We start from the raw sequence: 18,571 nt of genomic DNA on the forward strand, positions 1-18,571 counted from the left end.
CTCGTCCGAGCGAGTGGTACACACGATCGGTCAGATCGAATGTATGTACCACTCGCTCGCGCCGGGGGCTCCCGAACAGGTCGGACTTGGCTTCGACCAGGCGCGAGTACCACTCGCTCGCGCCGGGGACTCCCGGGTCACGGTCGAACCGCGGCTCGATCCGTCGACGCGCGCACGACGAGATGGGTGGGCAACACCAGCTGCACCGGCTCGGCCACCCCCTCGTACACCTGCCGGCCGAGCATCTCGATGGCGCGTGCACCCGCGTCGGCGGTGCGTTCGGCGAGCGTGGTCAGGGACGGGCTGCACAGGTCTGCGCCGAACATGTCGTCGAACCCGACGACGCTGACCTCCCCGGGCACGTCGACGCCGCGTTCGGCGAGCCGGCGCAGCACCCCGATGGCGAGCATGTCGTTGTGGCACACGACGGCGGTGGCGCGCGCGGCGACCGCGGCATCGGCCGCGGCGGGGCCGCCCCCGAGGGTCGGCGGATAGGGCCCGAAGCGTCGGACCTGCATGTCGTGCTGGGCCGCAGCGGCCTGCAGTCCCGCCCAGCGGCGCGCCCCCGACCACGACTCGGGTGGGCCGCCGAGCACCAGGATCGACCGGTGGCCGAGGGAGGCCAGGTGGTCGACGATCTGCCGGCTGCCGGAGTCGTAGTCGGCGACGACGCACGAGACATCGCGGGTCGCGCGGTTGACGAGGGCGACGGCATTGAGCCCGGCGACACGGCGCAACTCGTCGTCGGGCAGTCGGGACGCGGCGAGCACGAAGCCGTCGACGGCGGGACCGAGACGCCGCACCAGCTGCTCCTCCGTGGACGCGCTCTCCCGGGTGTTGCCGAGCACGAGGGTGCGGCCCGCCGCGGTGGCGGCCTGCTCGGCACCGTTGATGACGCCGGCGAAGTACGGGTTGGTGATGTCGGGGACGAGCAGGGCGAACGTGTTGCTGCGCCCCGACTCGAGGGCCCGGGCGGTCGGGTTGGGGCTGTAGCCCAGTTCCGCTGCGACACCGAGGACGTGCTCGCGGGTGTGCGCGTTGACCCGATTCGGATTGCTGAACGCGCGGGACACCGTCGACGCGGCCACCCCCGCTGCCCGCGCGACGTCGGTGATGGTCGCGCGGCGGCGCCGATTCGGTGGCGGCGGGTTCGGTGTGGGGCCCATTCGCCCAGTATGGCAAAAAATGGCAATCGATTGCCATGTGACGGGAGCCACCTTTAGCGTCGAATTCGCCGACAATCGATGCAGATTCCGAAGGGCAATCCCATGGCAGACACGACCACCGTGCAGCGCACGCCCCGCAAGGCGGCGCTGGCCGCCTGGAGTGGCAGCGCACTCGAGTACTACGACCTCGCGATCTACGGCACCGCCGCCGCACTCGTCTTTCCCACCATCTTCTTCCCCGAAGGCAACCAGGCCGCCGCGACCGTCGCCTCCCTCGCGACGTTCGGCGTCGCCTACATCGCCCGGCCCTTCGGCTCGTTCCTGATGGGCCACATCGGCGACCGGTTCGGGCGCAAGCAGATCCTCATCGGCACCCTGCTGCTGATGGGCGTCTCGACGTTCCTGATCGGCTGCCTGCCCACCTACGACCAGATCGGTCTCGTCGCACCCGCGCTGCTCGTGACGTTGCGTCTGATGCAGGGTCTGTCGGCCGCCGGCGAGCAGGCCGGCGCCAACTCGATGTCGTTCGAGCACGCCCCCGACAACCGGCGCGGCTTCTTCACCAGCTGGACACTCAGCGGCACCCAGGGCGGGCAGGTACTCGCCCCGCTGGTGTTCCTGCCGGTCATCGCCCTGCTGTCCGACGAGCAACTGCACGCGTGGGGCTGGCGCATCCCGTTCTGGGTCAGCGCCGCACTGCTGGTCGTCGGCTTCATCATCCGCACCACCCTCGACGAAACCCCCGAGTTCCGTTCCGAGAAATCGCACGCCGAGGTACCGCCCGCCCCGCTCGCCGTCCTGTTCCGCCACCACTGGCGCGGTGTGTTGCGCGTGTTCTTCGCCTCGTTCATCGCGATGGTCAACACCGTCTTCCAGGTGTTCGCCCTGAGCTTCGCGACCGCCGACGAATACGGCATCGGGATCTCGTCGACGACCATGCTGTGGCTCGCGATCGTCGCGAACATCATCGCGGTGGGCACCATCCCGATGTGGGCGTCCCTGTCCGACCGCGTCGGCCGCAAGCCGGTGTTCCTGTCCGGCCTCGTCGGTACCGCCGTGACCGCCACGGTGTTCCTGTGGGCGATCTCGATCGGCAACACACCGCTCGTGCTCGGCACGGGCATCCTGCTCGCCGGTGTCGTCTACAGCATGCCGAACGCCTGCTGGCCCGCCACCTACGCCGAATACTTCCCCACGAGCGTCCGCCTCTCCGGCATGGCCGTCGGTACCCAGTTCGGTTTCGCCCTGGCCGGTTTCACCCCCGCGATCGCCGGCGCACTGATGGGCGGTAACCGCGACAACTGGTATCTCGTGGCCCTGTTCGCGGCCGGAGCCGTGGTGATCTCCGCGATCGCGGTGCTCAGCGGCCCCTCCGGAACCCACCGGGTGCACACCCGCGATCTGGGACAGTCACCGGCACCCGCCGTCGCGGCGCCCGTCCCGGCAGGTGTCACGCGATGACCCGCCCGATCCTCGCGGTGCTGAGCGGCGCCAACCTGAACCTGCTCGGCGCACGCCAACCCGAGCTGTACGGCACCGACACGCTCGCCGACGTCGAAGCCCTCTGCACACGCACCGCCGACACCCTCGGCTACGACCTCGACTTCCGGCAGACCAACCACGAGGGCGTCCTGATCGAATCGATCCACGAACTCCGTACCACCGCAGCAGGTTTCGTCGTCAATGCCGGCGCCTGGACGCACACGTCGATCGCCCTGCACGACGCGCTGGTCACCACCACCGCCCCCGTCGTCGAGGTGCACCTGACCAACATCCACGCCCGCGAGTCCTTCCGGCAGGTCTCGTACGTCTCCCCCGTCGCGACGGCCGTCATCGCCGGATGCGGCCCCGCCGGATACGCGTTCGCGCTGCACCACCTCGCGGCACTCGATCTCGCAGCACGCACCGAAGCCGTCACCGTCCCGCAGGAGCTCCACCATGTCGCTCGTTGAGTCCGTACCCGCCGTCACGTCCACACCGACGAAGACGTCCTTCGCGCTCGGCCTCGTCGGCGCCGGGATCGGCGGCTCCCTCACCCCCGCGATGCAGGAGCGCGAGGGCCGCGAAACGGGCCTCAACCTCACCTACCGGCTGCTCGACGCCGATCGCCTCGGCTACGGTGCCGACGATCTCCCCGAGATACTCACGTGGGTGCGGCGACTCGGATTCGACGGCATCAACGTCACCCACCCGTTCAAACAGCGCATCATCGAGCACCTCGACGACCTGTCGGACGACGCACGTGATCTGGGTGCCGTGAACACCGTGGTGTTCCGCGACGGGTGCGCGCTGGGCCGCAACACCGACTGGACGGGCTGGGGACGCGCGTTCCGGCGAAGGCTGCCCGACGCCGTCACCGACCCCGCCGTCCTCGTCGGCACCGGCGGCGCCGGCGCCGCCGTCGGATACGCGCTGCTCGATCAGGGTGCCGAACACGTCGCGGTCGTCGACCTCGACACCGCGAAGGCCGAAGCGTGCGCCGCACGGCTGGCCGCGCGCTTCGGCGCCGACCGGGTGCGCGCCACCGACGACCTCGCCGGTGCCCTCGCGCAGGCCCGAGGACTGGTCAACGCCACCCCCACCGGCATGACCGGGCACCCGGGGTTGCCCGTCCCGGCCGCACTCGTCCGCGACGACCTGTGGGTGTCCGACGTCGTGTACTTCCCGCTCGAAACCGAACTGATCCGACTCGCCCGGTCGCGGGGCTGTCGTGTCGTGCCGGGCGGCGGCATGGCCGTGTTCCAGGCAGTCGCCGCGTTCGAACACTTCACCGGGCACGTGCCCGACGCCGAACGGATGGTGCAGCACTTCGAGGAGCTGACCCGCTGATGTCCGGCGCACGCACACACCTGTTCCGGACGGGCATCGCGACCGTGTCCCTGTCCGGCACCCTCACCGACAAGCTCGACGCGATCGCCGCCGCCGGCTTCGACGGGATCGAACTGTTCGACAACGACCTGATCGCGTCCCCGCTGTCGCCGCGGGAGGTGGCGCAGCGCTGCGCCGACCTGGGCCTGTCGATCGATCTGTTCCAGCCGGTACGCGACATCGAGGGTGTGCACCCCGACCGGTTCCCCGCCGTCCTGCACCGGGTGCGGCGCAAACTCGAGGTGATGTCGGAACTCGGCGCATCCGTGTTCCTGGCCTGCTCCAACGCCCTGCCCGATGCGATCGACGATCCCGAACTGTCCGCCGCTCAGCTACGCGCGGTCGGCGAGCTGGCCGCCGAGTTCGGGGCCACCGTGGCGTTCGAGGCGCTCGCGTGGGGTCGGCACGTCGACCGGGTGGGCACCGCCTGGGACATCGTGCGGCGCGCCGATCATGCGGCCGTGACCCTCGCCGTCGACACCTTCCACATGCTCGCGCGCGGCGACGACGGCGCCGCGCTGGCCGGTGTCCCCGGCGACCGCATCGGTTTCGTGCAGGTGGCCGACGCCCCGGTGCTCGACATGAACGTGCTCGAATGGAGCCGTCACTTCCGGTGCTTCCCCGGACAGGGCACCCTCGACGTCACCGGCGTCGTGGCGGCCGTGCTGCGCGCCGGATACCGCGGTCCCGTCTCGCTCGAGATCTTCAGCGACGTCGTCCGCGAGGCGGACCCGTACGTCACCGCCCGCGACGGCATGCGGTCGCTGCTCTTCCTCGAGGACGGTCTCGCACGACGGGCCTCCGTCGGTGCCTCGGTCACCGTCGCGCCGCCCGTGCCTGCGCGCACCGATGTCGCGTTCGTGGAACTCGCCGCACCCACCGGATCTCGCTACTCGGAATTGTTGACGGGATTGGGTTTCCGCGTCGCGGGCCGGCATCGCAGCAAGCCGGTCGTGCGGTGGCGCAACGGCGGCGCCGACGTGGTGCTCAACGAGCAGCCCGCACCCGGCCCCGGTGCGACGGCGCTCGGGCTGGTCGCGCCGTCGGTGCCGGACGTCGCCGAACGCGCCGACGTCCTGCTGTGGCCGGCGGTGGACCGTGCCCGCGGCACGGGCGAAGCCGGCCTTCCGGGCGTCACGTCGCCTTCGGGCCTGCACGTGTTCGTCAGCGCCGAGCCCGGTCTGACCGACGACTGGCACACCGATTTCCTTCCCGCCGCGGAATCCGGGTCGGGTGGCGACTGGCTCGGCCTCGACCACGTCGACATCACGGTCGCCGAAGACGAACTGAACCAGGAGATCTCCTTCTTCCGTACGCTCTTCGGGTTGCGTCCGGAGAACCCGGAGGAGTACATGCAGCCGCACGGGCGGTTGCGGATCCGGGCGTTGCGCGCCGAGAAGGGTGGTCTGCGGGTGGCGCTGCAGGTCTCCGACACCGGCGCCGACGAGCCGCGGCGGTACGGCATCACGCAGTTGGCGTTCGCGACGCACGATGTCGTGGCTGCGGTCGCCCGAGCGCGCGCCGACGGCGTCGAGTTCCTGCGTCCGCCGGAGAACTACTACGTCGATCTGGATGCCCGCTTCGCGCTCGAGCCCGGTGTCCTCACCACCCTCCGCGAACACGGACTGCTCTACGACCGGGTGGGGGACGGCGAGTTCCTGCACGCCTACACGCTGCCGCTCGAGGGTGGTTTCTCGGTGGAACTACTCGAACGGCGCGGCGGATACGACGGGTACGGGTCGGTGAATGCGCCCGTGCGGTTGGCGACACAGGGACGCTGACCGACGACCGCCTTCACTGTCGGTCACCCGACCTCCTCGAGTTCCGTATCGCACTGATAGGCATGGCCGACGAGACGATCGACAGCCGACCCGTCACGGACGAACAGATCCAGGAATGGGCGGACGAGCCGAGACAACGGGAACGGTGCGGGTCTCGTACGCCATCATGCGGAACGCAACTCCACGGGTGACTCGGACGGAACGGGCGACTCGGACGGACGACGCATGTCGTCGAGCCACACGAGCAGTCCGCACACGGGGAACAGCGCCCCGAGAACACACACCGCCGTCCACCCGTGCGTCAGGTACGCCACGGTGGAGGCGGCGCTGCCGAGCGCTCCGGCGAGGAAGTAGCTCGTCATGTACGCGGTGTTGACACGGCTGCCCGCGTCGGGCCGCAGCGTGTAGATCAGGCTCTGGTTGCTGATGTGGGTGCCCTGGATGCCGAGTTCGAGGAGCGCGACCCCCACCGCCAGCGCGGCCACGTGGTGTTCCCCCACCGCGATCAGCGCGAAGGCACCCGCGGTCGCTGCGACGAACACACCCGTCTGTTTCCGCGCGAACCCGCGGTCGGCGAGGGTACCCGCGATCCGGGCGGCGAGCGCACCGGCGACCCCGACGAGGGTGAACAACCCGATCTGCGCGTCCGACCAACCGGAATCGCCACCGGCGAGCAGAAATCCGATCGATGTCCAGAACACCCCGAACGATGCGTAGGTGAGAGCACCGTAGCCCATGCGGCGCCGCAGCACGGGTTCGTCACGTGCGATGCGCCACACCGACGCCAACACCGCCGGGTACCGGGAGGGCGCGGTCGGCGCGACCACCGGTAGGCGCCGCACGAGCACGAGAGTCAGCAACATCAGCGCGGACGCCACGACGAACACACCGCGCCAACCGAACACCTCGGCGAGCAGACCCGCGACAACCCGGGACAGCAGGATGCCCAACAGCAGACCGGTCATGACGTTGCCGATGACGCGTCCCCGTTCGGTGTCGTGGGCGAGTGTCGCGGCGAAGGGAACCAGGATCTGGCCGACCACCGAACCGGTGCTCACGACCACGGCAGCGGCGGCGAGCACCTGCCAGGTGGGCGCGGTCGCCATCACCAGCAATCCCGCAGCGGTCACCGTGAGCATCACGTTCAGCAGCCGTCGTCGCTCGATCATGTCGCCGAGCGGCACGAGGAACGCCAGTCCCAGCGCGTACCCCACCTGTCCCGCCGTCACCACGAGGCCGACCGTGGTGTCGGACGCGTGGAGGCTCTCCGCGATCGCCGCGACCAGCGGCTGCGCGTAGTAGCTGTTCGCCACCACCAGACCGGAGGCGAGCGCCATGACTGCCACCGAACTCCGATCCATGCGGTCTCCGCTGCTCATGTCCCGAGCATCGGGCCGCCATGACTGATCTGTCCAACGGGAAACATCGATCTGATTCAGAGATAACATCGATCAGTGGAGATGCGCCGATTGCAGCAGTTCCTGGCGGTGGCGCACCGAGGTCACTTCACGCGCGCCGCCGAGGAACTGCACATGTCCCAGTCCGCGCTGAGTTCGTCGATCCGCGCGCTGGAACGGGAACTGGGTGTGGCACTGTTCGAACGCACCACCCGCACCGTCCTGCTCACCGCCGCCGGGCGCGCGCTCCACGCGCACGCCCGGCAACTGGTGGGCGACATGGCCGCCGCACATGCGGCGGTCGCGGAGATCGCCCAGGTCCGGGCGGGCACCCTCGCGGTCGGGACGGTGCAGACGTTCGTCGCCGTCGACCTGCCCGCGCTCCTCGCCCGGTTCCACGCCGATCACCCCGCCGTCGAGGTGCATCTGCGGGAGGCGACGTCGACGGAGTTGGTCGACGGACTGACCGGCGGCGACCTGGATCTGGCGTTCGTCGCGTTGGACACCGACCCGCTGCCGCCCGGACCGACGGTGCTCCGCGACTACGAGGAGGAGCTCGTCGTGGTGGTCGCCCGCGACCATCCCCTCACCGGATCGGCGTGCGTCGCCCTCACCGATCTCGCGCCGTTCCCGTTCATCGACTTCGAGGCCGGCCCCGGATTGCAGACCACCGTCGCCGCGCTCTTCGCACGCGCGGATGTGCAGCGGCGCATCACCTTCCGGATCGGCGACATGACACGCCTGATCGAACTGGTACGACACGGGTTGGGTGTCGCCGTGGTTCCCGAACCGATCGCGCGGACCAGCGACCTGACATCCCTGCGCATCACACCGCGGGCATCGCGGCGGCTCGCCCTCGTCGCCAGATCGGACGCACCGACCAACCCGGCCGCGCGCGCCCTCCTCGGACTGCTTCCGGTACGTGACGGTCGGGATGCGCCGGGCCGGCGGTGATCACAGGTGCGGACGGACGCGTTCGGCGATGCACCGCAGGTTCTCGACCTGACGGGCATGCGGCAGGGCCACGGGACGGGTGTGGACGAGGAGGTGATCGGCCAGGGGAAGCGCGGGATCGTCCGACAGACCGGAAACGAACTGTTCGGAGCTGCCCACGATCGAATGCCGGGCGGCGCGCCGCGACGCCGCTCGACCGCGCTGTTCCTGCAACCGCAACTCGTCTGCCGACCGCGCAGTGTCGGCGATCAGCACCGGCCTCGAAATCGCGACGCGCGCCGCGGATCCCAGAGCGGATCGGTACCGGGAGATGAGACCGACGACGCGTTCGTCCTCGAATCGGGGGCCCCGATCGTCGACGCGTCGACGTCCGGCGATCAACCCCAGGCCACGCGCAACGACGCATTCGACGCCGTCATCGCTCCCGGTGGTCACCCACATCCGCTGCGGCAACGTCTCCGTCGGCGGAACGACGGGTCGACGGGAACCCACCGGCCCGATTCCGGACACCGCGGCGTCGACCACGGTGTCGACGGAACTCCAGAAGCGGGTGTGGCGGTCGGCGTGGTCGATGCCCCACATCCGTGAGGTATCCGGCGAGGAACCGCTCCCGAATCCCAGCTGCAGACGACCGGACGACAACGCATCGACCGCCGCCGCATCCTCGAGGATCCGCCGGGGATCGTCGAATACCGCTGCGATCGAGGCTGTTCCGAGTGAAATGGTGGTGGTTTCCCGGGCGATCGCGGCGAGCAGCACGAGCGGGCTGGGCATCGCGCCGCCCTGCTCCCCGAAGCGGTGTTGAGCCACCCAGAACGACTCGAACCCGAGGTCCTCGGCGGTGCGGGCGAGACGGATCGCATCGTGGATGCCGTCCACCGGTGACGATCCGGCGTCGACGTGGGTGAGCACACCCCACTCCGTCACGTCGGCACCACCATGGGACTGCGGTCGCGGGGGTGCGGCAGGATGTCGGCGTCGACGCCGTAGACCTCCGCCAGCAGTTCGCTGGTGACGATCTCCGCCGGAGCGCCGACACCCCACAGTCGGCCGCGCTCGAGGACGGCGATGCGGTCGCAGAACCGAGCGGCCAGATCCAGATCGTGCAGCGCCACGACGGCGGTGCCGCCGCGGTCACGGATCATGCGCATGAGTCCCAGTCGATGACGCAGGTCGAGGTGGTTGGTCGGTTCGTCGAAGAGCAACACCGACGGCTGCCCCGCCAGCGCTTGGGCGACGAGGACCCGTTGGCGCTCCCCACCCGACAGTCGGGCGAAATCACGTTCCGCGCGGTCGACCATGTCGACCGACTCCAGCGCGGCGACCACGAGTGCCCTGTCGGCCGCGGTGTCGGCGTCGAACATGCCCTTGTGGGCCGCACGACCGAGCATCAGGACGTCCGCGACGGTGAGCGGGAAATCTGCGGGTGAGTGCTGGGCGACGACACCGGCCGTGCGGCCGACGAACCGCACCGGTGTGGTCCACACGTCCCGACCGTCGAGGGTGACGGTGCCCGCGGCGGGGCGCAGTGCGCGATAGGCGGTGCGCAACAGGGTCGACTTTCCGCTGCCGTTCGGGCCGACGAGCGCGACGGTCTCGCCGGCGGCGATGTCGAGGGTGACGTCGTCGACGAGCAGGTTGTCGCCGATGCGGACGCTCACACGATCGAAACGGAGCATCGTCGCGTCACCTCGCCATGGTGCGGCGCAGCAGCCACACGAAATACGGGCCCCCGACGAGGGCCGTGACGATACCGACCGGGATCTCCTGCGGGATCATCACGGTCCGGGCCACCAGGTCGGCCCCGATCGCGAACGCGGCCCCCACCGTCAGCGCGACGGGCACCATCCTCCGGTGGTCCGAACCGACCAGCATCCGGGCGATGTGCGGAATCATCAGACCGACGAAGCCGACCACACCGCTGACGGAGACCAGGATTCCGGTCAGCAGGGTGGACGACACGATCAGGCCGATCCGGAGTCGCCCGACGTCGACACCGAGTGCGGTCGCGTTCTCGTCGCCGGTCAGCAGCACGTTGAGGCTGCGCCGCAGCGGGAACATCACCGCGCACGCCACCAACAGCCCCACCGCGGGAACGAGCAACGTGTCCCACCGCGCCGCACCGAATCCGCCGAGGGTCCACTGCAGGACCTGCCCGGCGAGTGTCTGGTCCGGCGAGGTCAACACCATCAGGGACGTCAAGGCGCCGAGCACGGAGGACACCGCGACGCCGGCCAGGACCAACCGGACGGGGTCGATGGGGCCGCGGCCGCGGGCGACGAGCAGAACGATCGTCATCGCGGCGAGTGCACCACCGAACGCCGCGAGCGGAAGCAGCATCGCCTGCGATCCCAGCCCGAACCGCAGGACCGCGACCGCACCGACCGCGGCACCGGCGGAGACCCCGAGGATGCCGGGTCCGGCGAGCGGATTCCGGACCACCGCCTGGATCACCGTACCCACCAGGGCCAGTCCCGCACCGACGCACCCCGCGAGCAACACCCGGGGCAGGCGGGTGTCGGCGATGATCAGGTCCTGCGCTCGGGTCCAGTCGGGGGTGATCACCGCGGGACCGACGATGCGGTGCCCGATGATCCGCCACGCGGTGGCCGCATCGACCCCCACCGACCCGACCAGGATCGCAGCGGTCGTCACGACCAGCAGTGCGACGGTGGCGACGACGAGAACCGTCCGTAGTCGGGTGTGGGTGTTCACTCGAAGGCTGCGGGATGGAACTGTCGTGCGAGGTGCTCGACGCCGTCGATCGAGTACGGGCCGGGCTGCAGCTGCGAGAGCGTGATCGTCGAGAACGTCTCGTTGCGGATGGCGGGTGTCTCGGCGATGGCGGGGATCGATTGCAGATCCGCGATCTTCGTGGTCACCGACGGTGACCGGTACTGCGGGGTGGTCCCTTCCTCTCGCACCAGGATCACATCCGGGGCACGGTCGGCGACCTGTTCCCAGGAGACACTCATCCAGCGTTCGGGAACGTCGGCGAAGATGTTCTCGCCGCCGGCGGCCTCGATGAGTGCCGTGGCCATGCTGTGGCCACCTGTCGTCGAGGCGGAGTCGAGCCCGGACGCGTACAGGAACACCTTGACCGGCTCGGTGTCACCGATACGGTCGCGCACCGCGTCGAGGCGTTCGCGCAGCGCCGCGACGGATTCCTCCGCCCGGTCGCTGACGTCGAAGATCGCTCCGACGGTGAGGATCTCGGTGAAGATGGCGTCCACCTCGACCGGTCCGGTGGCGCACCCTTCGGGATGCAGGTGGGTGTCGACACCGACCTGGGCGAGTTGGTCGCGGGTGTGTCCGGTCTTCTCACTGAATCCGTCGGGGTAGCCCGAGTAGACGAAATCCGGTTCCACATCGATGAGCTGTTCCATGGTGGGCTGCTCGGACGACAGGATCGGCACCCGGGCATAGGCCTCGGTGTAGGCGGGGGCGATCTCACGTCCCCGCAGGTACGCGGTACCGACCATGTGGTCCTCGAGACCGAGTTCGAGCATCGTCTCGGTTGCATTGGAAGTCAACGCAACCGCACGGTCCGGTACCGCCGTGTACTCGGTGGTGACCCCGCAGTTGTCCGCGTCCACGTACGCGACGGCCCCGGACACGGAACCGTCGGTGTCGTCGACCGCCTGACCGCACGACGCCGTGGTCAGCACGATCGCGAGTGCCGCGACCGGCAGCGTCCATCGATTCCGACCGGATCGGGGTGGGGAGGCGACGCCCATCGGGCGAAGAGGAACCACGGACACGACAATTCCTTTCCGAGGTCGCACGCCTCGAAAGCAGGAACGGGTCAGCTGGGCGACCTGACTCTCGACAACCGTTCGTGCTGCCGATCACAGTGGCGGGACCGCGCCGGATTCGCACCGGACTTCCACCCATGTCGCTGCCCGTCTCGGGTTGGACGTCCGGATTTCAGCCCACCGCGCACACCGCACCCGAGCCGGCAGCCGGTTCACCGTCCGCCGACCCGGGTCCGCTCACCCCATGGGATCGTCGGAACCCGCCCGCGCGGTGTCGTGGAAAGGCGCCTCGAACTTCGCCCACCGCACGCACTCCCATCCGCCGCCGGCGACGGGGACGAGTTCGACGGTGTCGGTGTTCGCGAGGTGGTTCCCGATCGCGAACCCGCCCGGCACCTTCCCCAACCGTGCCGCGACGAGCCGGATCGCGGCGCCGTGGCTGACGACCACGATGTCGCCGGATCCCTGCTCGAGGTAGTCACCGCGCAGCGCGTCGAGCACGGGCACGAACCGGTCGAGGACGTCGACCGCGGATTCACCGCCGGGGACACGCGACCGCAGGTCGCCGGCGTGCCACGACTCGTAGACCTTCATGAACAGCTTGTGCGATTCCTCGTCGCTGCGGTTCTCGAGCTCCCCGACCTGCACCTCGTGCAGCCCCTCACGCGCATCGGCGTGCAGACCGATCGGATCCTCGGCGTGCTGCGCGGTCTGCCGCGCACGGATCGCATACGACGACACGATCAGCGACGGCGCGCGCTCGACGAGTTTCGTTCCGAGTGTCTTCGCCTGTGCGACACCGAGATCGGTGAGTTCTGCACCGGGGAGGGCGGTGTCGAGCCGCCGCTCCACGTTCGCGAACGTCTGGCCGTGCCGGGCCAGGATCAATCTGCCGCTCACCGGGGCTCCTCTCCGCGCCGCAGCCGTTCGAGCCACGCCGCGTCGTCGTCGACCGCCACGGGAGGAACCCCCTGATCGGACACCGCCGGCCACGAGCCGAGGAAGCGCACACCGGCGAACCGGTGCAGCGCCTGCAGCGCCTCGGCGACGAGCGGGTCGTCGACGTGCCCGATGCAGTCGAGGTGGAAGAAGTACGTGCCGTACTCCTCACGGGTGGGACGTGATTCGATGCGGGTGAGATCGATTCCGCGGCTGCCGAACTCGGACATCGCCCGCACCAGCGATCCGGGTACGTTCGGCAGCTGCAGGATCACGGAGGTGCGGTCGCGGCCCGTGCGCTCCGGGACCGGAACCGGCCGCGTGAGCAGAGCGAATCGGGTTCGTGCGCCGGCGTGGTCGGCAACACCGTCCGCGTAGACGTCGAGTTCGAGCCGCCGCCCGGCGATGGCGGTGGACACACCCGCGTCCACGTCACCCGCCGCGACGTCCTCGGCGGCGCCCGCATTCGAGGACGCGGGGACGATCCTCGCGTCGGGCAGGTTCTCGGCCAGCCACTCGCGCACCTGCGCCGCCGCGACCGGGTAGGCGCCGACGGTCGCGATGCGGTCGCGGGTCGTGCCCGGTCGCACGACCACGGTGAACGCGATGTCGAGTTCGGTCTCGGCGACGATCTGCAGCCGCGTACCCCGCGCGAGCGCATCCATCGTCGGGGACACCGAACCGTCGACGGAACTCTCGATGGGCACGACCGCACCGTCGACGTCGCCGTCGCGCAGCAGTTGCAGCGCGGCGGGCTGGCTCGGGGCGGCGATCCGGTCGACCGCGGCGTCGAACGCACCGAGCTCCTCGAACCGGGCGAGGGCCATCTCGGTGAACGTTCCGGTCGGACCGAAGTAGGAGATACGTGGCACGGAATCCAGGTTACGCACCACCGGTGGCCGCGACGCGACGACGAAGTGAACCCGCGGTCAGCGTGTCCCGAGTCCGCGCGCCGCCAGGTCCCGTGCGACGACGCCGGGATCGTCGACCTCCACGGCGAGAAGGATCTCGCGCAGCGCGTCGGTGGCCTCGGGGACGAGTCGGACGAGTCGCCCCGGGTCGGGCGCGACCACCGCCTCGCGCACATCGAAACCGCTCAGGGCGGCAGCGGTCGCACCCAGCAGTGCGAGCACCCCGTCGGCGTCGGCGACGCGGGCCACGTAACCGGTGGTGGCGTGGGCGAGGACCGACAGGAAGTCGGCGATCGCGTCGACGCCGTGGCCGACGGCCAGACCGGGGATGTGACCGGCGTCGGTGAGCGCCTGCGCGGTGGCGGCGAGAGCGGAATCGTCGACATCGGTGACGTACACGGCCAGCGGCGCGGGTGCGGTGAACGCGAGCACGTCGTCGAGGTCGGCGACCGCGCAGGTCAGCTGGTATCGGACGGGGCGCCACCGGGCGGGCTCGGGTGCGGCGGCGGACGCGTCGAGTTCGGCGACGATGTCGCGGGCGGGTCGCTCGGTCAGCGCGGACGCGGGGACGATCGGCGGCGCGTCGGCCGGCCCGGGGCGCGCGGGGACGTCGCCGAGCGTGGCGTAGCGACCCGAGAGCAGCGCCTCGACGAGGCCGCGCGGTTCCTCCCGCGACGGCGGCATTCCGAGTGGGAGTGGGATCGACACGGTGTCCAGGCTAACGCGGCACACCCTTGCGACCACCGTCACAATGACTTAGGTTTGCCTCACCTACGAAGAGCGAGGAGGGTTGGCATGCAGACCACCACCACGACCGACATTCCGGCACCGACCACCGCCGAACGCGTGCGCACCGCCCTCATCCGCGCCGACACGACGATGCTCGCCGTCGACGGGTGCGATCCGATCTCGACGACGGTCCACCACCTGCACGACGAGGGGCACGTCGCGATCGTGGTGCCGGCCCGCAGCGACGCCGTCGACCTGGCCTGGCGTGCCGGAGCCGCGGGACTGTCGGCGATGCTCGAACTCACCGATCACTCGCCGCTGCGGCTGCACAATCCCGTCCGCTCCCTCATCTGGCTCAGCGGCACCCTCCGCCCCGTCGACGAACCCCGCCGCCTGGCCGCCGAGATCGCCGAGATCCTTCCCCACCCCGAACTCCTCGATGTCGGGCACACCACCGAACTGCTGCAACTCGAGTTGACGTCCGTCGTCGCCGCCGACACCACCGGCGCGGAATCCGTCGAACTCGGCGCCGTCCTCGACGCCGCACCCGATCCGTTCGCCATCTACGAGACGGCGTGGCTCCAGCACATGGAGGACGACCACGCCGACATCGTCGCCCGCATCGCCCGCCGCATCCCCAGCACGTCCCGCACCGGACGCATCCGCCCCCTCGGCCTCGACCGCTACGGCCTGCGGCTACGCATCGAATCCGGCGAGGGCGACCACGACGTGCGCATCCCCTTCCACGAGCCGGTCGACGACCCGACCGCGTTGAGCCGCGCGCTGCGCATGCTCATCGGATGCCCGTTCATGAACGGCCTGCGGTCGACGCACTGAACCGTCGACCGTTCGTCCGGTCCGCGGCCCCGTCCCGGTCGGGCAGAATCGCGACGGTGACGATCCTGCGCGACTGGCTGAATCCACCCGGGCGGCCACCTGCCACACCGCTCGACCCCACCGAACGCCGGGCCCTGTGGATCGAGATCACGATCGTCCTGCTCATCACGTTCGGGCTGAGCGGGCTGTCGTCCATGCTGTCGCTTCTCGAGGCCACGCTCGCACCGGAACCGCTCGCCGAGCAGACCGTCGCGATCAACACCCCGCGCGCAACGCACGGGGCGATCGATCTGGCCCGCCAACTCCTCGGCGTCGTGCGTCTGCTCGCCTGGGGCGCGCTGGGTGTGTATCTGCTGTGGCGCAGCGGTCACGGTCCCGCGACGATCGGTCTCGGTCGCCCCGGATTCCGCCGGGACGTGCTGCCCGGCGCGGGCCTGGCCGCCCTCATCGGTCTGCCCGGACTCGTGTTCTACCTCGCCGCGCGGGCCGCCGGAGTGAATCTGACGGTCGCGCCGAGCGTGCTGACCGACGTGTGGTGGCGGCTGCCCGTCGAGGTGCTGTGGGCGATCGCGAACTCCGGCGCCGAAGAAGTGCTCGTCGTCGCGTACATCATCACGAGGCTGCGGCAGCTCGGCTGGTCCGAGAACGGGTCGTTGCTCGCGTCGGCGTTGCTGCGGGGCAGCTATCACCTCTACCAGGGGCTGGGTGGCGGCGTCGGCAACGTGATCATGGGTCTCGTGTTCGGCCGGTACTGGCAGCGCACCGCGAAACTGTGGCCGCTGGTGGTGGCCCACGCACTGATCGACACCGTCGCCTTCATCGGATACCAGGCCCTGCGGGGGCACGTGTCGTGGCTACCCTGACCGTAGAGTTGTCCGGGTGAACGGAGAGTTGCGCGGGTGAACGGTGACGAACAGGCCCCCCGGAACCGACCTCGGCCGCCGCAGGTGCCGCCGCACCGGCCGGGCCCCGGCCGCCGGAATCCTCCGCCTCCCGCCGGAGGTCGCCCTGCCGGGCCGCCTCCCGAAGGCAACCAGGTCATCCGCCGTCCCGCCGATCAGCAGGCGTGGTCGCAGGCCGCCCCTCCCCCGTACACACCGCCGCGGCGGCAGCCACCGCCGCAACAACGTCAGGCACCGCCACCGCGGCAGGTGCCGCCCCGGCGTCAGGCCCCTCCACCGCCGGCCCGGCGACAGCAGAGCCCTCCGCCCCGCGACGCGCAGCAGCGCGACCGGGCCCCCGCCCGGAAACCCGAGCGATTCACCGAGCCGAAACGGGCCGCGGCTCCGCCGCCTGCCGGGCCGCCCCGTCGCCCCACTTCCGAGCCCGCTCCGCGGCGGCGTCGTCCCGGCGGGTTCCGGCGCGCGCTGCGCCGACTCGCGGTGGTCGCCGTCGTCCTGATCGTCGCGGCGGTCGCGGGGGTCGTGTACTTCGACGGCAAACTCCAGCGGATCGACGCGCTCGCCGACTACGACGGGCGGGTCGGCGACACCCCCGGCACCAACTGGCTGCTGGTCGGCTCCGACAGTCGGCTCGGACTCACCCCCGATCAGGAGCAGGAGCTCGCGACGGGCGGCGATGTCGGAGCCGACCGGACCGACACGATCCTGCTGATCCACGTACCCCGCGGAAGCGGCGCCACCACGATGGTGAGCCTGCCCCGCGACTCGTACGTCTCGATACCCGGCTACGGGCAGGACAAACTCAACGCCGCATTCGCGTTCGGCGGTCCGCAACTGCTCGTGCAGACCGTCGAGGGCGCCACCGGCGTCCACATCGACCATTACGCCGAGATCGGCTTCGGCGGATTCGCGTCGATCGTCGATGCGGTCGGCGGGGTCGACGTGTGCGTCCCGTACGACATCGACGATCCGCTGGCCGGTCTGCAGCTGTCGGCGGGCTGCCAGGAACTCGACGGTGCGGAGGCCCTCGGATTCGTCCGCACCCGCGCCACCGCCCTCGCCGACCTGGATCGCATGAACAACCAGCGGTTGTTCATGTCGGCGTTGCTGAGCAAGGCCACGAGCCCCACCACGTTCCTCAACCCGTTCCGGCTGTGGCCGCTCGTGTCGGGTGCCGCGAGGTCGCTGCGCGTCGACGAAGGCGATCACCTGTGGCACGTCGGGCAGCTCGCCTGGGCGATGCGCGGTGAGACGGTGACGGCGACGGTGCCGGTCGGTGGATTCCAGGACGTCTACGGCAGCGGCAATGTGCTGCTGTGGGACAGCGAACGGGCGCTGCCGTTCTTCGACGCCCTCGCGAACGATCAGCAGATCCCGCCGGAACTGCTCACCACGGGCTGAGCGGCGCGCTCCGGACCGCCGTCCGGGGCGCGTCCCGTCGTGATCATGGTCACCGGTGCGGCGGGAATTTCCGGCACCGGTGTCTCCGCGCGGTCGCGAGGGTCGTGCGCCCGGCCCGCTCCGGGAACTCCCGATTCCGGTCGCGGGCGCCGCGTGACCGGTGGAAATGCGCGCAGCGGCGGGCGAAACACGCGGCGACGAATTCGGGTAGTCCACAGGAAAACCAACCCTGAATTCAGCCATGATAGGCAAAACTACTACTTCTGAGCCTAGCCAATACTTGGATGAAAAAGCCTCTGACCTGCATTAACGTTTCGGTCATGACCACGATCGGCGACACTTCGAAGTCCAAATTCCATTCGCTGCTGCACGATCAGATCCGCAACGAATTCAATGCGGCGCACCAGTACACCGCCATCGCGATCTTCTTCGACAATGCGGACTGCCCGCAGCTGGCGAAGTTCTTCTACGGACAGTCCGTGGAGGAACGCAACCACGCCATGATGATCGTCCAGTACTTCCTGGACCGCGGTATCGCCGTCGAACTCACCGGTGTCGACGCCGCCGCGTCGATGTTCGAGGATGCCCGCGAACCCATCGCGTTGGCACTCGAGCAGGAGCAGCGCGTCACCGACCAGGTTGTCGAACTCGCACGCACCGCGCGCGACGAGGGCGACTACCTCGGCGAGCAGTTCATGCAGTGGTTCCTCAAGGAACAGGTCGAGGAGGTGTCGGTGATGTCGACGCTGAAGACCATCGCGGGTCGCGCAGGCGAGAACCTGTTCGACCTCGAGAACTACGTGGCACGCGAGATCAACTCGAAGGCCGGTGGCGCAGACGCATCCGCACCGTCCGTCGCGGGCGGCGCGCTCTGACACCCCACCCCGGAACGAGCGAAGGGTACATCCGATCGATCGGATCGATCGGATGT

18 protein-coding genes are annotated in these 18,571 nt (G+C 69.9%); 9 read left to right on the forward strand and 9 right to left on the reverse strand.

Features of this window, described 5'->3' with window-relative positions:
- Nucleotides 1–137: 137 nt before the first annotated feature.
- Nucleotides 138–1,166, reverse strand: a complete 1,029-nt coding sequence (locus tag LDQ05_RS05240) for a LacI family DNA-binding transcriptional regulator (protein ID WP_226435833.1) — start codon at nucleotides 1,164–1,166, stop codon at nucleotides 138–140.
- Between the two features lie 102 nt (nucleotides 1,167–1,268).
- Between LDQ05_RS05240 and LDQ05_RS05245 the strand changes: the two genes are divergently transcribed.
- Genes LDQ05_RS05245 through LDQ05_RS05260 form a run of 4 tightly spaced genes read left to right on the forward strand, consistent with a single transcriptional unit; the run spans nucleotide 1,269 to nucleotide 5,815 of the window.
- Nucleotides 1,269–2,627, forward strand: a complete 1,359-nt coding sequence (locus LDQ05_RS05245; RefSeq protein WP_226435834.1) for an MFS transporter — start codon at nucleotides 1,269–1,271, stop codon at nucleotides 2,625–2,627.
- Nucleotides 2,624–3,118, forward strand: coding sequence for a type II 3-dehydroquinate dehydratase (locus LDQ05_RS05250; RefSeq protein WP_226435835.1), 495 nt, complete (start codon nucleotides 2,624–2,626; stop codon nucleotides 3,116–3,118). The genes LDQ05_RS05245 and LDQ05_RS05250 overlap by 4 nt, the downstream gene beginning before the upstream one ends.
- Nucleotides 3,105–3,995, forward strand: a complete 891-nt coding sequence (locus LDQ05_RS05255) for a shikimate dehydrogenase (protein ID WP_226435836.1) — start codon at nucleotides 3,105–3,107, stop codon at nucleotides 3,993–3,995. Before LDQ05_RS05250 ends, LDQ05_RS05255 begins: the two co-directional genes overlap by 14 nt.
- The gene (locus tag LDQ05_RS05260; protein WP_226435837.1) at nucleotides 3,995–5,815 is read left to right on the forward strand and encodes a sugar phosphate isomerase/epimerase and 4-hydroxyphenylpyruvate domain-containing protein; all 1,821 of its coding nucleotides are present in this window, start codon (nucleotides 3,995–3,997) and stop codon (nucleotides 5,813–5,815) included. The genes LDQ05_RS05255 and LDQ05_RS05260 overlap by 1 nt, the downstream gene beginning before the upstream one ends.
- Nucleotides 5,816–5,979: 164 nt before the next feature.
- On the opposite strand, the gene LDQ05_RS05265 is transcribed toward LDQ05_RS05260, so the two are convergent.
- On the reverse strand, nucleotides 5,980–7,194 hold the full coding sequence (locus LDQ05_RS05265) for an MFS transporter (RefSeq protein WP_226435838.1): 1,215 nt from the start codon (nucleotides 7,192–7,194) through the stop codon (nucleotides 5,980–5,982).
- A gap of 81 nt (nucleotides 7,195–7,275) precedes the next feature.
- Here LDQ05_RS05265 and LDQ05_RS05270 point away from each other — a divergent pair, with 81 nt between their 5' ends.
- Nucleotides 7,276–8,166 carry a LysR family transcriptional regulator gene (locus LDQ05_RS05270; RefSeq protein WP_226435857.1) on the forward strand — a complete coding sequence of 297 codons (891 nt, stop codon included), beginning with the start codon at nucleotides 7,276–7,278 and terminating at the stop codon, nucleotides 8,164–8,166.
- On the opposite strand, the gene LDQ05_RS05275 is transcribed toward LDQ05_RS05270, so the two are convergent.
- The 7 genes from LDQ05_RS05275 to LDQ05_RS05305 form a co-directional block, all read right to left on the reverse strand.
- A complete protein-coding gene (locus LDQ05_RS05275; protein ID WP_226435839.1) occupies nucleotides 8,167–9,093 on the reverse strand; it encodes an LLM class flavin-dependent oxidoreductase in 927 nt (308 codons plus the stop codon).
- Nucleotides 9,090–9,845: an ABC transporter ATP-binding protein gene (locus LDQ05_RS05280; protein WP_226435840.1), complete on the reverse strand. Its 756-nt coding sequence runs from the start codon at nucleotides 9,843–9,845 to the stop codon at nucleotides 9,090–9,092. Before LDQ05_RS05280 ends, LDQ05_RS05275 begins: the two co-directional genes overlap by 4 nt.
- Nucleotides 9,846–9,852: 7 nt before the next feature.
- Nucleotides 9,853–10,881, reverse strand: a complete 1,029-nt coding sequence (locus LDQ05_RS05285) for a FecCD family ABC transporter permease (RefSeq protein ID WP_226435841.1) — start codon at nucleotides 10,879–10,881, stop codon at nucleotides 9,853–9,855.
- On the reverse strand, nucleotides 10,878–11,927 hold the full coding sequence (locus LDQ05_RS05290; RefSeq protein WP_226435842.1) for an ABC transporter substrate-binding protein: 1,050 nt from the start codon (nucleotides 11,925–11,927) through the stop codon (nucleotides 10,878–10,880). The genes LDQ05_RS05285 and LDQ05_RS05290 overlap by 4 nt, the downstream gene beginning before the upstream one ends.
- Before the next feature lie 231 nt (nucleotides 11,928–12,158).
- The gene (locus LDQ05_RS05295; protein ID WP_226435843.1) at nucleotides 12,159–12,821 is read right to left on the reverse strand and encodes a histidine phosphatase family protein; all 663 of its coding nucleotides are present in this window, start codon (nucleotides 12,819–12,821) and stop codon (nucleotides 12,159–12,161) included.
- Entirely contained in the window at nucleotides 12,818–13,732 is a 915-nt protein-coding gene (gene pheA, locus LDQ05_RS05300) for a prephenate dehydratase (RefSeq protein ID WP_226435844.1), read from the reverse strand. The genes LDQ05_RS05295 and pheA overlap by 4 nt, the downstream gene beginning before the upstream one ends.
- Before the next feature lie 57 nt (nucleotides 13,733–13,789).
- Nucleotides 13,790–14,455 carry a hypothetical protein gene (locus LDQ05_RS05305; RefSeq protein ID WP_264184477.1) on the reverse strand — a complete coding sequence of 222 codons (666 nt, stop codon included), beginning with the start codon at nucleotides 14,453–14,455 and terminating at the stop codon, nucleotides 13,790–13,792.
- A 111-nt stretch (nucleotides 14,456–14,566) separates the two neighbouring features.
- Here LDQ05_RS05305 and LDQ05_RS05310 point away from each other — a divergent pair, with 111 nt between their 5' ends.
- The 4 genes from LDQ05_RS05310 to LDQ05_RS05325 all read left to right on the forward strand — a co-directional run bounded on the left by LDQ05_RS05310 (nucleotide 14,567) and on the right by LDQ05_RS05325 (nucleotide 18,515).
- Nucleotides 14,567–15,337 (forward strand): DUF2470 domain-containing protein, encoded by a 771-nt coding sequence (locus LDQ05_RS05310; RefSeq protein WP_226435846.1) that lies wholly within the window; start codon nucleotides 14,567–14,569, stop codon nucleotides 15,335–15,337.
- A gap of 56 nt (nucleotides 15,338–15,393) precedes the next feature.
- On the forward strand, nucleotides 15,394–16,200 hold the full coding sequence (locus LDQ05_RS05315) for a CPBP family intramembrane glutamic endopeptidase (RefSeq protein WP_226435847.1): 807 nt from the start codon (nucleotides 15,394–15,396) through the stop codon (nucleotides 16,198–16,200).
- A gap of 84 nt (nucleotides 16,201–16,284) precedes the next feature.
- Complete coding sequence (locus LDQ05_RS05320; protein ID WP_372461037.1) at nucleotides 16,285–17,640, forward strand: LCP family protein; 1,356 nt, start codon at nucleotides 16,285–16,287, stop codon at nucleotides 17,638–17,640.
- A 320-nt stretch (nucleotides 17,641–17,960) separates the two neighbouring features.
- The gene (locus LDQ05_RS05325; RefSeq protein ID WP_226435849.1) at nucleotides 17,961–18,515 is read left to right on the forward strand and encodes a ferritin; all 555 of its coding nucleotides are present in this window, start codon (nucleotides 17,961–17,963) and stop codon (nucleotides 18,513–18,515) included.
- Nucleotides 18,516–18,571: the final 56 nt, after the last annotated feature.

This window comes from Rhodococcus yananensis, assembly GCF_020515525.1.
In the GTDB taxonomy this organism is placed as follows: domain Bacteria; phylum Actinomycetota; class Actinomycetes; order Mycobacteriales; family Mycobacteriaceae; genus Rhodococcus; species Rhodococcus yananensis.